Source organism: Mycobacterium sp. BMJ-28 (assembly GCF_054404835.1).
Genome location: NZ_CM136783.1, coordinates 1,588,105 through 1,603,087, shown reverse-complemented (window position 1 = coordinate 1,603,087; position 14,983 = coordinate 1,588,105). Strand labels below are relative to the sequence as shown.

Annotated in this window: 12 protein-coding genes; 4 read left to right on the top strand and 8 right to left on the bottom strand. The window is 67.7% G+C overall.

Translation table 11 applies throughout. The features are described from left to right. Positions 1–54: 54 nt before the first annotated feature. Together ACXPWS_RS07955 and glgP are read right to left on the bottom strand one after the other, a co-directional pair. A complete protein-coding gene (locus ACXPWS_RS07955; protein WP_458711922.1) occupies positions 55–906 on the bottom strand; it encodes a Vgb family protein in 852 nt (283 codons plus the stop codon). Then, entirely contained in the window at positions 903–3,512 is a 2,610-nt protein-coding gene (gene glgP, locus ACXPWS_RS07950; protein ID WP_458711921.1) for an alpha-glucan family phosphorylase, read from the bottom strand. The genes ACXPWS_RS07955 and glgP overlap by 4 nt, the downstream gene beginning before the upstream one ends. A 167-nt stretch (positions 3,513–3,679) precedes the next feature. Here glgP and ACXPWS_RS07945 point away from each other — a divergent pair, with 167 nt between their 5' ends. Then, entirely contained in the window at positions 3,680–5,749 is a 2,070-nt protein-coding gene (locus ACXPWS_RS07945; RefSeq protein WP_458711920.1) for an alpha-1,4-glucan--maltose-1-phosphate maltosyltransferase, read from the top strand. 4 nt (positions 5,750–5,753) lie between these two features. Next, positions 5,754–7,949: a 1,4-alpha-glucan branching protein GlgB gene (glgB, locus tag ACXPWS_RS07940; RefSeq protein WP_458711919.1), complete on the top strand. Its 2,196-nt coding sequence runs from the start codon at positions 5,754–5,756 to the stop codon at positions 7,947–7,949. A 76-nt stretch (positions 7,950–8,025) separates the two neighbouring features. Here the strand turns inward: glgB and ACXPWS_RS07935 are convergent, their stop codons facing one another. Genes ACXPWS_RS07935 through ACXPWS_RS07925 form a run of 3 tightly spaced genes read right to left on the bottom strand, consistent with a single transcriptional unit; the run spans position 8,026 to position 10,518 of the window. Further along, positions 8,026–8,913 carry a tetratricopeptide repeat protein gene (locus ACXPWS_RS07935; protein ID WP_458711918.1) on the bottom strand — a complete coding sequence of 296 codons (888 nt, stop codon included), beginning with the start codon at positions 8,911–8,913 and terminating at the stop codon, positions 8,026–8,028. Between the two features lie 13 nt (positions 8,914–8,926). Then, complete coding sequence (locus tag ACXPWS_RS07930) at positions 8,927–9,283, bottom strand: DUF3817 domain-containing protein (RefSeq protein WP_458711917.1); 357 nt, start codon at positions 9,281–9,283, stop codon at positions 8,927–8,929. Between the two features lie 53 nt (positions 9,284–9,336). After that, positions 9,337–10,518, bottom strand: coding sequence for an acetyl-CoA C-acetyltransferase (locus tag ACXPWS_RS07925; RefSeq protein WP_458711916.1), 1,182 nt, complete (start codon positions 10,516–10,518; stop codon positions 9,337–9,339). 83 nt (positions 10,519–10,601) lie between these two features. Between ACXPWS_RS07925 and mce the strand changes: the two genes are divergently transcribed. Next, on the top strand, positions 10,602–11,078 hold the full coding sequence (gene mce, locus ACXPWS_RS07920) for a methylmalonyl-CoA epimerase (RefSeq protein ID WP_458711915.1): 477 nt from the start codon (positions 10,602–10,604) through the stop codon (positions 11,076–11,078). A 6-nt stretch (positions 11,079–11,084) separates the two neighbouring features. On the opposite strand, the gene ACXPWS_RS07915 is transcribed toward mce, so the two are convergent. Next, positions 11,085–11,372 carry a hypothetical protein gene (locus ACXPWS_RS07915; RefSeq protein WP_458711914.1) on the bottom strand — a complete coding sequence of 96 codons (288 nt, stop codon included), beginning with the start codon at positions 11,370–11,372 and terminating at the stop codon, positions 11,085–11,087. Next, a complete protein-coding gene (gene nucS, locus ACXPWS_RS07910) occupies positions 11,372–12,046 on the bottom strand; it encodes an endonuclease NucS (RefSeq protein ID WP_458711913.1) in 675 nt (224 codons plus the stop codon). The genes ACXPWS_RS07915 and nucS overlap by 1 nt, the downstream gene beginning before the upstream one ends. A gap of 47 nt (positions 12,047–12,093) precedes the next feature. On the opposite strand from nucS, the gene ACXPWS_RS07905 reads away from it, so the two are divergent. Then, complete coding sequence (locus ACXPWS_RS07905) at positions 12,094–13,698, top strand: adenylate/guanylate cyclase domain-containing protein (protein ID WP_458711912.1); 1,605 nt, start codon at positions 12,094–12,096, stop codon at positions 13,696–13,698. Between the two features lies 1 nt (position 13,699). Here the strand turns inward: ACXPWS_RS07905 and glsA are convergent, their stop codons facing one another. Then, a complete protein-coding gene (gene glsA / locus ACXPWS_RS07900) occupies positions 13,700–14,980 on the bottom strand; it encodes a glutaminase A (protein ID WP_458711911.1) in 1,281 nt (426 codons plus the stop codon). Between the last annotated feature and the right edge of the window lie 3 nt (positions 14,981–14,983).

Genomic DNA, 14,983 nt, shown 5'->3' with positions numbered 1-14,983 from the left:
GAATGTACCCAACCGCCTTCTCGGCGGTCCCGGGTGTGCCGAAACCCGCGATGCTCACCCGACGGGCAGACGCAGTACGTATCCCGATTCCAGGGCCACCCACAGCGCACCGTCCGGCGCCACCATCAGTCCGTGTGGTTCGCTGCCCGCGGGCAGGTCGATCGTGGCCACCTCGCCGTCCGCACCGACCCTGGCGAGCTGGTCGGCGCCCCACAGGCTGACCCAGACGCCGTCGGCCTGGTCGGCCACCACCGCGTGCGGTTTACCGGGTAGCTCGAGTTCCTGGATGGCCTCGTTCATCGGGATGCGGCCGAGTTTGTCGGCGCGGACGGCGGTGAACCACACCGCGTCGTCGTGGGTCGCGGTGATACCCACCGGCCCGGCCGACGGTGTCGGGGTCTGCCGGATGCTCACCTTGCCTGCCGAGTCCACCCGCCCGATCGCGCTCGCCTGGTTGAGGGTGAACCACACGGCACCATCGGGGCCCGCGGTGATCATCGCCGGGCTGCCGCCGGGGACGGCCACCAGATCCACCTCGCCGCCGGTATCGATCCGGCCCACCGCGCCCGAGGACATCGCGGTGAACCACAGCGCCTCGTCCGGCCCCACGCAGAGCCCGAACGGCGCACTGCCATAAGGCAATTGAATGTCACTGAGCGCGCCGTCCACCCCGATGCGGCCGATTCGGTCGTCGCCGCTGCGGGTGAACCACAGCGCACCATCCGGACCGGCGACGATGATCGACGGCTTGCTCTGCGGATCCACCGGATAGATGTCCAGCGCGCCGCCGGGCGCGATGCGCGCGATCTCGCCACTGTGCACCAGCGTCACCCAGACGGCGCCGTCGGGCCCGGCGGCCAGCGCGTAGGGGCCGCCGGGCACGGCGATGTCGAGGACCCGGCTCACGCCAGTGTGACGAGCCCGAGTTCACCCGTGCCGGCCAGCAACCGGTGGTGCGGCAGCACCCGCACGGTGTACCCGACGGATCCGGCCGCGGGCAGCGGCGTCGTGGTGGAGAAGATCTGATTTCCACCATCGCCGGACCCGGTGTGCGTCATCTGCACGGTGACCGGATTCTGCAGGATGTCGGCGCCGTCGACGCTGCCGAGCACGGCCTGCACCACGACCTCGTCGGGGGCCAGCCCGGCCAGGAACACCGACGCCGTCAGGGTCAGCTCGCTGCCCAGCAGCGGGGTATCGGGCAGGCCGTAACTGTCCACATCGGTGATCTGGATTTTCGGCCACGCCTGCACCGCCCGCTGCCGGTAATCGGCCAGTTCCCTGGCCGCGCCGAACGGCGCCCCGGTGGGTTCACCGTCGGGTTCGATGGTGGCACGCAGCGACTGCGCCGCGGGCGCGTAGTACTTCTCGGTGTAGTCGCGCACCATCCGCGATGCCAGCACCTTGGGTCCGAGCGCCTGCAGGGTGTGGCGCACCATCTCTACCCACCTGGTCGGCACACCATGTTCGTTGCGCTCGTAGAACTTCGGCGTCACCGAGGATTCCAGCAGGTCGTAAAGCGCGCCGGCCTCGATGTCGTCACGCCGGCTCTCGTCGGCCAGGCCGTCGGCCGTCGGGATCTCCCACCCGTTCTCGCCGTCGTACCACTCGTCCCACCACCCGTCGCGGATGGAAAGGTTCAGCCCGCCGTTGAGCGCGCTCTTCATGCCCGACGTGCCGCACGCCTCCAGCGGGCGCAGCGGGTTGTTCAGCCAGACATCGCAGCCCCAGTAGAGGAACCGCGCCATCGACATGTCGTAATCGGGCAGGAACGCGATGCGATGCCGCACCTCGGGACGGTCGGCGAACCGCACGATCTGCTGGATGAGGGCCTTGCCGCCGTCATCGGCGGGATGCGATTTACCTGCCACGATCAGCTGCACCGGCCGCTTCTCGTCGAGCAGCAGTTTCTCCAGCCGGTCCGGATCCCGCAGCATCAGCGTCAACCGCTTGTAGGTGGGCACCCGGCGAGCGAACCCGACGGTCAGCACATCGGGGTCGAAGGCGGTGGCGATCCAGCCCAGCTCGGCCTCCGAGGCACCGCGCTCCAGCCAGGACCGGCGCAGCCGGGACCGGACATCCTCGACGAGCAGGGCGCGCAGCTGGGAACGGATCCACCACAGATGGCCAGGATCGACCTGTTGCAGCCGCTGCCAGGTCTGCGCCTCGTTCAGCGAACCCAGGTCGTCGCTCCCGATCAGCTCGCGTGCCAGCTCCACCCACTGCGGGGCCGCCCAGGTGGGGGCATGCACCCCGTTGGTGATCGAGCCGATCGGCACCTCGGCGGTGTCGAATCCCGGCCACAGCTCGTTGAACATCTGCCGGCTGACGCGGCCGTGCAGCAGTGACACGCCGTTGGCGCGCTGCGCCAACCGCAGGCCCATGTGAGCCATGTTGAACTTCGACGGATCGTCCTCGGCGCCGAAGGCGATGATGCGGTCCAGCGGAACGCCGGGCAGCAGGGCCGAATTCGTCCCGGCCGGGGTGGCACCGAAATAGCGCTTGACCATCTCCACCGGGAACCGGTCGATGCCGGCCGGCACCGGCGTGTGGGTGGTGAACACCGTCGACGAGCGCACCACCGTGAGGGCGGTGTCGAAATCCAGTCCGGCGTCGATGAGCTCACGAATGCGTTCGGCGCCGAGGAAACCCGCGTGCCCCTCGTTCATGTGGAACACCTCGGGCGCCGGACGGCCCTCGATCTCGGTGTACGCCCGGATGGCCCGGACGCCGCCGATCCCGGCGAGGATCTCCTGTTTGATGCGGTGTTCCTGGTCACCGCCGTACAGCCGGTCGGTGACGGTGCGCAGCTCGTGCTCGTTTTCGCCGATGTCGGAATCCAGCAGCAGCAACGGAATTCGGCCCACCTGGGCCACCCAGACATGGGCGAACAGTTGCGCGCCGTCGGGCAGCGCGAGGTCGATCAGCACCGGGTCACCGACGGCGCGGGTCAGCAGCCGCAGTGGCAGACCCTGCGGATCCAGCGAGGGATAATTCTCGTGCTGCCAGCCGTCGGCGGTCAGCGACTGGCGGAAATAGCCGGACCGGTAGTACAGGCCGACGCCGATCAGCGGCAGGCCCAGATCGGATGCGGACTTCAGGTGGTCACCGGCGAGAATGCCAAGGCCGCCAGAATAGTTCGGCAGCACCTCGGCGACACCGAACTCCATGGAGAAATAGGCGATCCCGCTGGGCAGCGGGTCCCCGGCGCTCTGTTTCTCCTGGTACCACAGCGGGCGGGTCAGGTAGTTGTCCAGATCCGCGGCCAGATCGTCGATGCGGTTCAAGAACCCGTCGTCGACCGCCAACGCGTCCAGGCGTTTCGGGCTGACGCCCCCGAGCAGCGCGATGGGATCCTGGCCGACCTGCTGCCACAGCTCCGCATCGATGGTCGCGAACAGGTCCTGGGTCGGTTTGTGCCATGACCACCGCAGATTGTTGGACAGACGCTCCAGCGCACCGAGTCGGTCAGGGAGGTGGGCTCGGACAGTGAACCGGCGAAGAGCTTTCACGCGACCTCACCTTACTGACAATTCACGGCAGCGCAGGCCGTCCAGAACGAAGGCCCAGGGTTGGATTACAGAGTGAGCTCATCGGGCACTCTGGGACCGACGGACTACTACGGTGGTCATCGAAGCGTGGCGAGCGAAGCCGCGCCCACCAAAAGGGAGTTGAACGGGTGCCCGGTCGTATCGAGATCGATGACGTCGAGCCCGTACTGTCCGGCGGACGTTTCCCCGCCAAAGCTGTGGTCGGCGAGGTTGTCCCCGTCAGTGCGGTGGTATGGCGTGAAGGCCACGACGCGGTGGCCTCCACGCTCGTGGTGCGCTATCACGGGTCGGCCTATCCGAAACTGGTCACCGATCCGCCCGGAGTCGCCCCCGGTCCCCCGGCGCCGGTGACGCCACCGCGGATCAAACCGCAGGCCCTGCCGATGACGCCGGGCCGGACACCGGATGTGCTGCACGGCCAGTTCACCCCGGACAGGATTGGGCTCTGGACTTTCCGGGTAGACGGCTGGGGTGACCCGATCAGCACTTGGCGCAAGGCGGTCACCGCCAAACTCGACGCCGGCCAGGGCCAGACCGAACTGTCCAACGACCTGCTGGTCGGCGCCCAATTACTGGAACGCGCGGCGACCGGCGTCCCGCGCGAGCAGCGCCAGCCGCTGCTGGATGCGGCCGCGGCCCTGCGTGCGCCGGGGGATCCGCTGACCCGCGCCGCAGATGCCCTGTCCCCCGCGATCGGCGATCTGCTGCAGAAATATCCACTACGTGAATTCCTCACCCGCGGTGAGCAATTCGGGGTGTGGGTGGACCGGCCACTGGCCCGGTTCTCGTCGTGGTACGAGCTGTTTCCGCGGTCCACCGGGGGCTGGGACGGCGACGGAAACCCGGTGCACGGCACCTTCGCCACGGCAGCCAAGGATCTGCCGCGGATCGCCCGGATGGGCTTCGACGTGGTGTACCTGCCACCCATCCACCCGATCGGCAAGGTGCACCGCAAGGGCCGCAACAACTCCGTGACCGCGGCGCCGGGCGACGTCGGTTCGCCATGGGCGATCGGCAGTGACGAGGGCGGTCATGACGCCGTGCACCCCGATCTGGGCGGCATCGAAGGCTTCGATGATTTCGTCGCTGCGGCAAAGGATCATGGCCTGGAGGTGGCGCTGGACCTGGCCTTGCAATGTGCGCCAGATCACCCGTGGGCGCGGTCGCATCCGGAGTGGTTCACCGTGCTACCCGACGGCACCATCGCCTACGCGGAGAACCCGCCGAAGAAGTACCAGGACATCTACCCGATCAACTTCGACAACGATCCCGCGGGCCTCTACGCGGAGGTGCTGCGGGTGGTTCGGCACTGGATTTCGCACGGCGTCAAGATCTTCCGGGTGGACAACCCGCACACCAAACCGCCGAACTTCTGGGCCTGGCTGATCGGCAAGGTCAAGGACGAGAACCCGGACGTGCTGTTCCTGTCCGAGGCGTTCACCCGGCCGGCACGGCTGTACGGCCTGGCCAAACTCGGCTTCACCCAGTCCTATTCGTATTTCACCTGGCGCACCGCCAAGTGGGAGATCACCCAGTTCGGCGAGGAGATCGCCGAGTACGCCGACACCGCGCGCCCCAACCTGTTCGTCAACACTCCCGACATCCTGCACGAGTCGCTGCAGCACGGCGGGCCCGGCATGTTCGCCATCCGGGCCGCACTTGCCGCAACGCTCAGTTCGGCGTGGGGGGTGTACTCCGGATACGAACTGTTCGAACACGTCGCGGTGAAACCCGGCAGCGAGGAATACCTGAATTCCGAGAAGTACGAACTCCGGCCACGCGACTTCGAGGCCGCATTGGCCTCAGGTCACTCACTGGAGCCGTTCCTGGCCCGGCTCAACGAGATTCGGCGCCTGCACCCGGCCCTGGCCCAGTTGCGCACCATCAAGTTCCACCATATCGACAACGACGCTCTACTGGCCTACAGCAAGTTCGATCCGGTCAGCGGCGACTGCGTCCTGGTGGTGGTGAGCCTGAACGCCTTCGGACCCGAAGAGGGCACCCTCTGGCTGGACATGAGCGCGCTGGGCATGGAGGCCTACGAACGGTTCTGGGTGCGCGATGAGGTGACCGGCGAGGAATACCAGTGGGGCCAGGCCAACTACGTACGCCTGGACCCCGTCAAGAGCGTCGCGCACGTCATCAACATGCCGCTGATCCCGCACGACGCCCGACTCGACCTACTGCGAAGGGAGTGAGCCGATGACCCGCACCAAAACTGTCACCAGCACGCACCTGCGGCCCGACGATGCCGCCCTGCACCGACTGCTGTCCGGTGAGCACCACGACCCGCATTCGATCCTGGGTGCCCACGAATACGGCGACCACACCGTCATCCGGGCCCTGCGCCCGCATGCCGAAACGGTCGCCGCGCTGATCGGCGGGGAGCGCTACGAGGCCGCCCACCTCGACGGCGGTCTGTTCGCCGTTGCCGTGCCCATCACCGATCTGATCGACTACCGGCTCGAGGTGGGTTACCCGGGTGCACCCGCCCTCACCGTGGCCGACCCGTACCGCTTCCTGCCCACCCTCGGCGACATCGATCTGCACCTGTTCGCCGAGGGCCGGCACGAACGGCTGTGGGAGATCTTGGGCGCCCATCCGCGCACCTTCACCACCGCCGACGGCCCGGTCGACGGTGTCTCCTTCGCGGTCTGGGCCCCGAATGCCAAGGGCGTCAGCCTGATCGGCGAGTTCAACCATTGGGACGGCCACGACGCGCCGATGCGCAGCCTGGGTTCGTCCGGGGTGTGGGAAGTGTTCTGGCCCAACTTCCCGATCGACGGCCTCTACAAGTTCCGCGTGCACGGCGCCGACGGCGTGGTCACCGAACGCGCCGACCCGATGGCGTTCGCCACCGAGGTTCCCCCGCACACCGCGTCGCGCGTCACCACCAGCAGCTACGAGTGGAACGACGGCGACTGGATGGCCGAGCGAGTGCTGCGCAACCCGGTGTTCGAGCCGATGAGCACCTATGAGGTCCACCTGCTGTCGTGGCGGCCGGGACTCAGCTACCGGCAGCTGGCGACCGAGCTCACCGAATACGTGGTGCAGCAGGGCTTCACCCATGTGGAGTTGCTCCCGGTCGCCGAGCATCCGTTCGGCGGGTCGTGGGGCTACCAGGTCACCTCCTATTACGCACCGACGTCACGACTGGGCACGCCCGACGATTTCCGGCACCTGGTCGACACCCTGCACCAGGCCGGCATCGGGGTGATCGTGGACTGGGTGCCCGCCCACTTCCCGAAGGATGCCTGGGCGCTGGGCCGGTTCGACGGCACCGCCCTCTACGAACACGCCGACCCCCGCCGCGGCGAGCAGCTCGATTGGGGCACTTACGTTTTCGACTTCGGCCGGTCGGAGGTGCGCAACTTTCTGGTGGCCAACGCACTGTACTGGCTGCAGGAGTACCACATCGACGGGCTGCGGGTGGATGCGGTGGCTTCCATGCTGTACCTCGACTATTCGCGGCCCGCCGGCGGCTGGACGCCCAACAAGTACGGTGGCCGGGAGAACCTTGAGGCGGTGCAGTTCCTCCAGGAGATGAACGCCACGGTGCACAAGATCCACCCCGGCATCGTCACCGTCGCCGAGGAATCCACCTCGTGGCCCGGCGTCACCCGGCCGACCAACCTTGGCGGCCTGGGCTTCTCGATGAAGTGGAACATGGGCTGGATGAACGACACCCTGGCCTATATCGGCCGGGACCCGATTCACCGCAGCTTCCACCACCACGAGATGACGTTTTCCATGTTGTACGCGTTCAGCGAGAACTACGTGCTGCCGATCAGCCACGACGAGGTGGTGCACGGCAAGGGCACGCTGTGGGGCCGGATGCCGGGCAACGACCACAACAAGGCGGCCGGGGTGCGCGGGCTGCTGGCCTACCAGTGGGCCCATCCGGGCAAGCAGCTGCTGTTCATGGGCCAGGAATTCGGCCAGCGCGCCGAATGGTCCGAGGAGCGCGGGCTGGACTGGTACCAGCTCGGCGAGCAGAGCTTCTCCACCGGCGTCCAGCGGCTGGTGACCGATATCAACGCGCTGTACCGCAGCCGTCGTGCGCTGTGGTCCCGGGACACCGTGCCGGAGGGCTATTCGTGGATCGACGCCAACGATTCGGCGAACAACGTGCTGAGCTTCCTGCGTTTCGGCGACGACGGTTCGGTGCTGGCCTGCGTCTTCAACTTCTCCGGCAGCGAGCACGCCCAGTACCGGCTCGGGCTGCCACACGCCGGCTCCTGGCGCGAGGTGTTGAACACCGATGCGACCATCTACAACGGTTCGGGTATCGGCAATTTCGGCGCGGTCGAGGCCACCGCCGAACCGTGGCACGGTAGGCCCGCGTCGGCGGTGATGTCGCTGCCGCCGCTAGCCGCGCTCTGGTTCGAACCCGCCTGAGTTCCCCGGTGGCCCAAACCCACCTTTGGGCCACAAAGTGCGAGTGGATTGCGGCGGTTCGTCGATCTCGGCGAAGTCAGTACAGCGCGTTGGCCAGATTGCGCCGGCCGGCGATCACATCCGGATCGGCCGCATCGAACAACTCGAACAGTTCGATCAACCGGGTGCGCACGGCCGTGCGGTCATCGCCCGCGGTGCGCTTGATCAGCGCGATGAGCCGGTTGAACGCGGCCGCGACGTTCTGCTGCAGGATCTCGACGTCGGCCGCCTCGAGGGCGGCTTCGATGTCGCCCGGTGCGGCGTCGGCCACCGCAACCGCGTCGGGATTGCGGGTGGTGGCCCGCTGCAGGAAGGTGATCTGACGGATGGCCCCGGACGCCTCCGCATCCCCGGGCCTGGCCGCCAGGATGTCCTGGTAGGCGGCCAGCGCGGCGTCGAAATCGCCGTTGTCCAGGTGCGCGCGGGCGGCTTCCAGTTCGGGGTCGGCCTGGTCGGGTTCGTCTGCGGGTCCGCCGCGCAACTTGCCCGCCGTGGCCTGCAGCAGCGAATCGATCCACTGCCGGAGCTGCTCGGGCGGCTGGGGCCCCTGGAAGCTCGCGACCGGCTGCCCACCGGCCAGCGCCACCACGGTGGGCACCGCCTGCACACCGAACATCTGCGCCACCCGCGGCGTGGTATCGACGTTGACCAAGGCCAGCGCCCACCGGTCGCCGTCGGCCTGGGCGAGTTCGGCCAGCGCGTCACCGAGCGCGGCGCTGGCCTCACTGCGCGGCGTCCACAGCAGCACCACGACGGGTATCTCACCGGAGCGGACCAGCACCTCGGCTTCGAGATTTGCCTCGGTCACCTCGACGGCGCCGGACGGGGCCGCCGCAGCCCGCGCGGACGGCGGCGGTTGTTTCAGGGCAGACAGATCGACAGCGCCAGCCAGCGCGGGACCGAGAGAAGACCGGGGTCGTGTCACACCGATAATTCTGTCACGTCGCCGGCGAAGCGGACCCGGCCGGTGACATCCGCCGGCCCAGCTTGCCGCTGCGATCCGCCCAGATGACGAAGATCACACTGGCCAACGGCACGATGCTGGCCAGCAACGCCAGCACCCACGTCGACAGCGACCACTTGAACGCCAGCCCGACCAATACCGCCAGCACCACGAAGGCGATGAAGATGCCGCCATGAATCGGCCCGAACACCTTCACACCGATCTCGGTGCGGGGTGTGCCCAGGTACTTGAAATACATCCCGACCAGCAGGCCGACCCAGCTGACAGCTTCGGCTCCGGCCACCAGGCGGAACCAGCCGGCGGCGCGGTTTCCGCTCACAATGCTTGCCATGCCAATCATTGTGCCCGAGCCGCCGGCCGGCTACTACAAGCTGTCGTTGTCAGTCAGGGGCGGCGCAGGATCAGCGCGTCGCCCTGGCCACCGGCGCCGCACAGCGCCGCGACGGCGTAGCCGGATCCCTTACGGGCCAGCTCCAGCGCCGCGTGCAGGGTGATCCGGGCACCGGACATCCCGATCGGGTGGCCGATGGCAATGGCGCCACCGTTGACGTTCACCTTCTCCGGGTCGACGCCGAGTTCCTTCGTCGACGCCAGCGACACCGCGGCGAACGCCTCGTTGATCTCGATGACGTCCAGCTGATCGACGGTGATGCCCTCGCGCGCGATGGCCTTCTTGATGGCATTGGCGGGCTGACTCTGCAGCGTCGAGTCCGGTCCCGCGACGACGCCGTGCGCGCCGATCTCGACCAGCCACTCCAGCCCGAGCTCCTCGGCCTTGGCCTTGCTCATCACCACGACCGCGGCCGCACCGTCGGAGATCTGCGAGGCCGACCCGGCCGTGATGGTGCCGTCCTTGCGGAACGCCGGGCGCAGCCCGCCGAGGGACTCCGCGGTGGTGTTGGCCCGGATGCCCTCGTCCTCGGTGAATTCGATGGGATCACCCTTGCGCTGCGGGATCTGCACAGGCACGACCTCGTCGGCGAACACGCCGTCCTTCCACGCAGCCGCGGCCTTCTGGTGCGACTGCGCGGCCAGCCCGTCCTGCTGAGCCCGGGTGAACTGGTCGACGTCGTTGCGCTGCTCGGTGAGCGCACCCATGGGCTGGTCGGTGAACACATCGTGCAGACCGTCATAGGCCAGGTGGTCGACCAGCGTGGTGTCCCCGTACTTGAAGCCCTCGCGGCTCTTGGGCAGCAGGTGCGGTGCCTGGCTCATCGATTCCTGACCACCGGCCACCACGACGTCGAACTCCCCGGCGCGGATCAGCTGATCGGCCAGCGCGATGGCGTCGATCCCGGACAGGCACATCTTGTTGATCGTCAGTGCCGGGACATCCCAGCCGATACCGGCGGCGACAGCGGCCTGGCGGGCCGGCATCTGACCGGCGCCCGCGGTCAGCACCTGGCCCATGATCACGTAGTCGACCGCCGACGCCGCCACACCGGCCTTCTCCAGGGCGCCCTTGATGGCGACGGCGCCGAGATCGCTGCCCGAGAAGTCCTTGAGCGAGCCCATCAGCTTGCCCACCGGGGTGCGGGCGCCCGCAACGATCACCGAGGTCGTCATTTCCATCCTCCAAGCATTCTGTAAAGCCTAGTGTGGCCTATCACACAGGCATAAAAACCACCATGTCAGGTTACTTTTACTTTATGACCACCGAGCACGTCGACGCCCGTCCGGCCCTTGCAAGCGCACTGGTGACCGCGATCGATCACGTCGGGATCGCCGTGCCGGACCTGGACGCGGCCATCAAGTGGTACCACGACCACCTCGGCATGATCGTGCTGCACGAGGAGATCAACGAAGACCAGGGCGTCCGCGAGGCCATGCTGTCGGTGCGCGGCGCGGCCAAGGGCAGCGCCCAGATCCAGCTGCTCTCGCCGCTGGACGAGAAGTCGACCATCGCCAAGTTCATCGGTACCCGCGGCCCCGGCCTGCAGCAGCTGGCCTACCGCACCAGCGATATCGACGCGCTGTCCGAGCGTCTGCGCGCCGAAGGCGTCCGGTTGCTCTACGACGCGCCGCGGCGCGGCACCGCCGACTCCCGGATCAACTTCATCCACCCCAAGGATGCCGGCGGCGTGCTGATCGAACTCGTCGAGCCTGCCGCCGACGCCGAGCACTGACCAGCACTAGGACCATCTGCGCGTCGGCGCCCGATTTCCCCGGTTCGTCCAGCACGGCGAATGCCAGTGCCGGCGATCGTCCATGTCGGCGCCGTCTGCCGGCCAGACCAGCACATGCGCCGTTCCCGGCTTGATCTCGTGATCGCAACCAGGGCATCGGTAGGTCTTTTCGGCGCGGGCTCCCGCCACCGGCCGGACGTGGTAGTCATAGCCGTCCGGTCCCACCTCCAGGCGCGGCGGCGTGGGCAGCGACCTGTTCGGTTGAGCGCGCCGGTTGGTCCCGCGCCTGCCCATCAGAACAACCGGAACTCGTCGTTGTCCATCCCGCGCATCTTGTCGTAATCCAGCACCACGCAACGGATTCCGCGATCTTCGGCCAGTGTACGAGCCTGCGGCTTGATCTGCTGCGCGGCGAACACTCCACTCACCGGCGCCAGCACGGTATCCCGGTTGAGCAGCTCCAGATACCGGGTGAGCTGTTCGACACCGTCGATCTCTCCGCGCCGCTTGATCTCCACGGCCACCGACCGGCCCGTCTCGTCCCGGCACATCAGGTCCACCGGGCCGATCGGCGTCATGTATTCACGGCGCACCAGGGAGAAGCCCGCGCCCAGCAGTTCGACATGCTCGGCCAGCAGTATCTGCAGGTGTGCCTCCACCCCGTCCTTGACCAAGCCGGGATCCACGCCCAGCTCATGGCTGGAGTCGTGCTCGACGTCCTGCACGGTGATGCGTAGTTGCTCGCCGGCTTTGTTCTCCACCACCCACAGCAGTTCGGCGCCCTCGGCTGTGGACTCGGTGACCCAGCAGGGCGGGCTCATCCAGTTCAGCGGCTTGTACGCACGGTCGTCCGCATGGATGCTCACCGAGCCGTCGGCCTTGAACAACAGCAGCCGACGGGCCGAGGGCAGATGGGCGGTGAGACGGCCGACGTAATCGACGGTGCATTGGGCGATGACGAGGCGCACCGAACCACCATAGATTGCCCCGGCTTTATCACTAGGCTGGCGCCACGATGACTCCAGAAAAGACCGCTGCCCAACGCCTCGGCCGTGTCCTGGAGAGGATGACCCGCCAGACGAGCCACGGCAGCGCCACTCCGGAGTACGGGTCGTGGATCCTGGGCCGGGTCTCGGAGAGCCAGCGCCGTCGCCGCGTCCGCATCCAAACCATCCTCACCACGGTGGTGCTCGGCGCCAACCTGATCGGTGTCGGTGTCGCGATCCTCGTGGTGACGGTGACGTTCCCGGTGCCGAGCGTGTTCGCCCCGAAGGTGCTGTGGATCACGTTCGCGGTCGCGCCCGCCTACATCGCGCTGGCGTTCATCGTCGGCGTCATCTGGGCGACCAACCGGGTGATCAACAATGTCCGGTGGGCCATCGAGGAGCTCGAACCCACGCCACGCGACCAGCGCAACACCTTCTTCGCCCCGTGGCGGCTGAGCCGGGTGCTGCTGGTGCTGTGGGCGGGCGGCACGCTGCTGCTCACCCTGTTGTACGGCCTGCAGGACAGCCAGTACATCCCCAAAGTGCTTCTGGGCATCAGTTTCCCCGGCATCGTGGTGTCGGCGAGCTGTTACCTGTTCACCGAGTTCGCGCTTCGCCCGGTGGCCGCCCAAGCGCTCGAGGTCGGGCCCCCGCCCCGGCGGTTCGCCCCCGGCATCATGGGCCGCACCCTGACGGTGTGGGCGCTGGGCTCCGGCGTGCCGGTGCTGGGCATCCTGTTGGCCGCCATCATCACGCTGTCGCTGCAGATCGTCTCGCCGACCCAGTTCACCGTCGCCGTGATGATCCTCGCGCTGTTCGCCCTGATCTTCGGTTTCATCCTGATGTGGATCCTGTCCTGGCTCACCGCGACACCCGTGCGGGTGGTGCGCGCCGCGCTCAACCGCGTCGAACGCGGAGACCTGGACACCGAACTGGTGGTGTTCGACGGGACCGAACTCGGCCAGCTGCAGCGGGGCTTCAACTCGATGGTCGTCGGGTTACGCGAACGGGAACGGGTCCGCGACCTGTTCGGCAAGCACGTCGGGCGCGACGTGGCCGCCCTCGCCGAGAAAGAACGCCCCGAACTCGGTGGCGAAGAGCGCCATGCCGCAGTGATTTTCGTCGACGTCATCGGCTCCACCGCACTGGTCACCAGCCGGCCTGCCAAGGAGGTGGTCGCACTGCTGAACCGGTTCTTCGCCGTCATCGTCGACGAGGTGGACCGGCACCACGGGTTGCTCAACAAGTTCGAGGGCGACGCCGTGCTGGCGGTGTTCGGCGCGCCCGTCTCCCTGCCGAACGCCGAGGACGAGGCCCTGGCCGCGGCGCGGGCCATCGCCACCCGGCTGCGCAGCGAGGTGCCCGAACTGGACGCCGGGATCGGAGTGGCCGCCGGTCAGGTGGTGGCCGGCAACGTCGGCGCCAAGGAGCGATTCGAATACACCGTGATCGGCGAACCGGTGAACGAGGCGGCCCGGCTGTGCGAGCACGCCAAGTCCGTGCCGGGACATCTGGTGGCCTCGTCCGGCACCCTGGCCGGCGCCACCGAAACCGAAAGCGCCAACTGGACTCTCGGCGACACGGTGGCCCTGCGCGGCCTGGACGAACCGACCAGGTTGGCGCTGCCGGTCTGAGTCACCGTCCGTGCATGAACGCCTGGGCGGCGTCCACCGCATCCTCCACCGTGGAGTAGCGCACACTCTCGAACTCCGACCCCTGCGGGATCACCACCCGGTCCGGATCGACGATGAGGCCGGCCTTCCCACGGTCCTGCAGCGCGGCGCTCATGCCCGAGAGCAGACCTCTGGCGGCGTCGTCGATATCGTCGACGCGGGAGACGTCGAGGATGCTCACCGCGAAATCGTCGCAGGCCCGGTCGACGGTCCGCACCACCTGCTCTGCCCCGCAGAACAACAGATCGCCCTGAGTCTCGTACACCCGGATGTTGTCCCGCGGTTGGTAGATCGCCCGCAGGCTGGCCCGGGAATCGCGCGACACGGTCAGGAAGTGCAGCCCGAGCTGTTCGGACAGGCTGCGGCACAACAAGACTCCGCGCACACTGTTGCCCTTGGCGTCCAGCAGCGGCGAGTAGACACCGATGCCCACCTGGCCGGGCAGCACGGCCACGATTCCGCCACCCACCCCACTCTTGGCGGGCATGCCCACCGCGCTCACCCAGTCACCGGCTGCGTCATACATCCCGCAGGTGACCATCACCGACAACGTGCGCCGGACCACCGCCGCATCGGCGACCCGGCGACCGGTCATCGGGTTCACCCCACCGCGCGCCAGGGTCGCCGCCATCCGGGCCAGGTCGGTGGTGGTGACATTGAACGAACACTGCCTGAAATAGACGTCGAGCACCTCATCCGGATCCCCGTCGAGCACGCCGAAACTGGCCAGCATGTAGGCGATCGCCCGGTTGCGGCTGCCGGTCCGCTTCTCCGACGCGTACACCTGCGCGTCGATCTCCAACTGCCGGCCGGCGAACGCCGAGTAGAACTCCCGGATCAGCGCGAACTTCTGCTCCGGGGTGTCGCCGGGAATCAGCGAAACGGCGGCGATCGCACCGGCATTGATCATCGGGTTCTTCGGCGTCTTGGTGAGCCGGTCGACGCTGATCTCGTTGAACGCCTCGCCGGAGGGCTCGACACCGATCCTGGCATCCACCGCCGATTGGCCGAGGTGTTCGAGAGCGAGCGCGTAGGTGAACGGTTTGGCGATGGATTGGATGGTGAATTGCACTGCCGCATCGCCAGATTCGTAGACGAAGCCATCGGAGGAGGACAGTGACACCGCGAAACCGCGGGGGTCGACGCCGGCCAGTTCGGGGATGTATCCCGCCAGTGCGCCGTCGGTCACGCCGGCGTGCTCGGAGCGGATCGAGTCCAGGTACTGCTGCACCAGTGCGGTCACAGC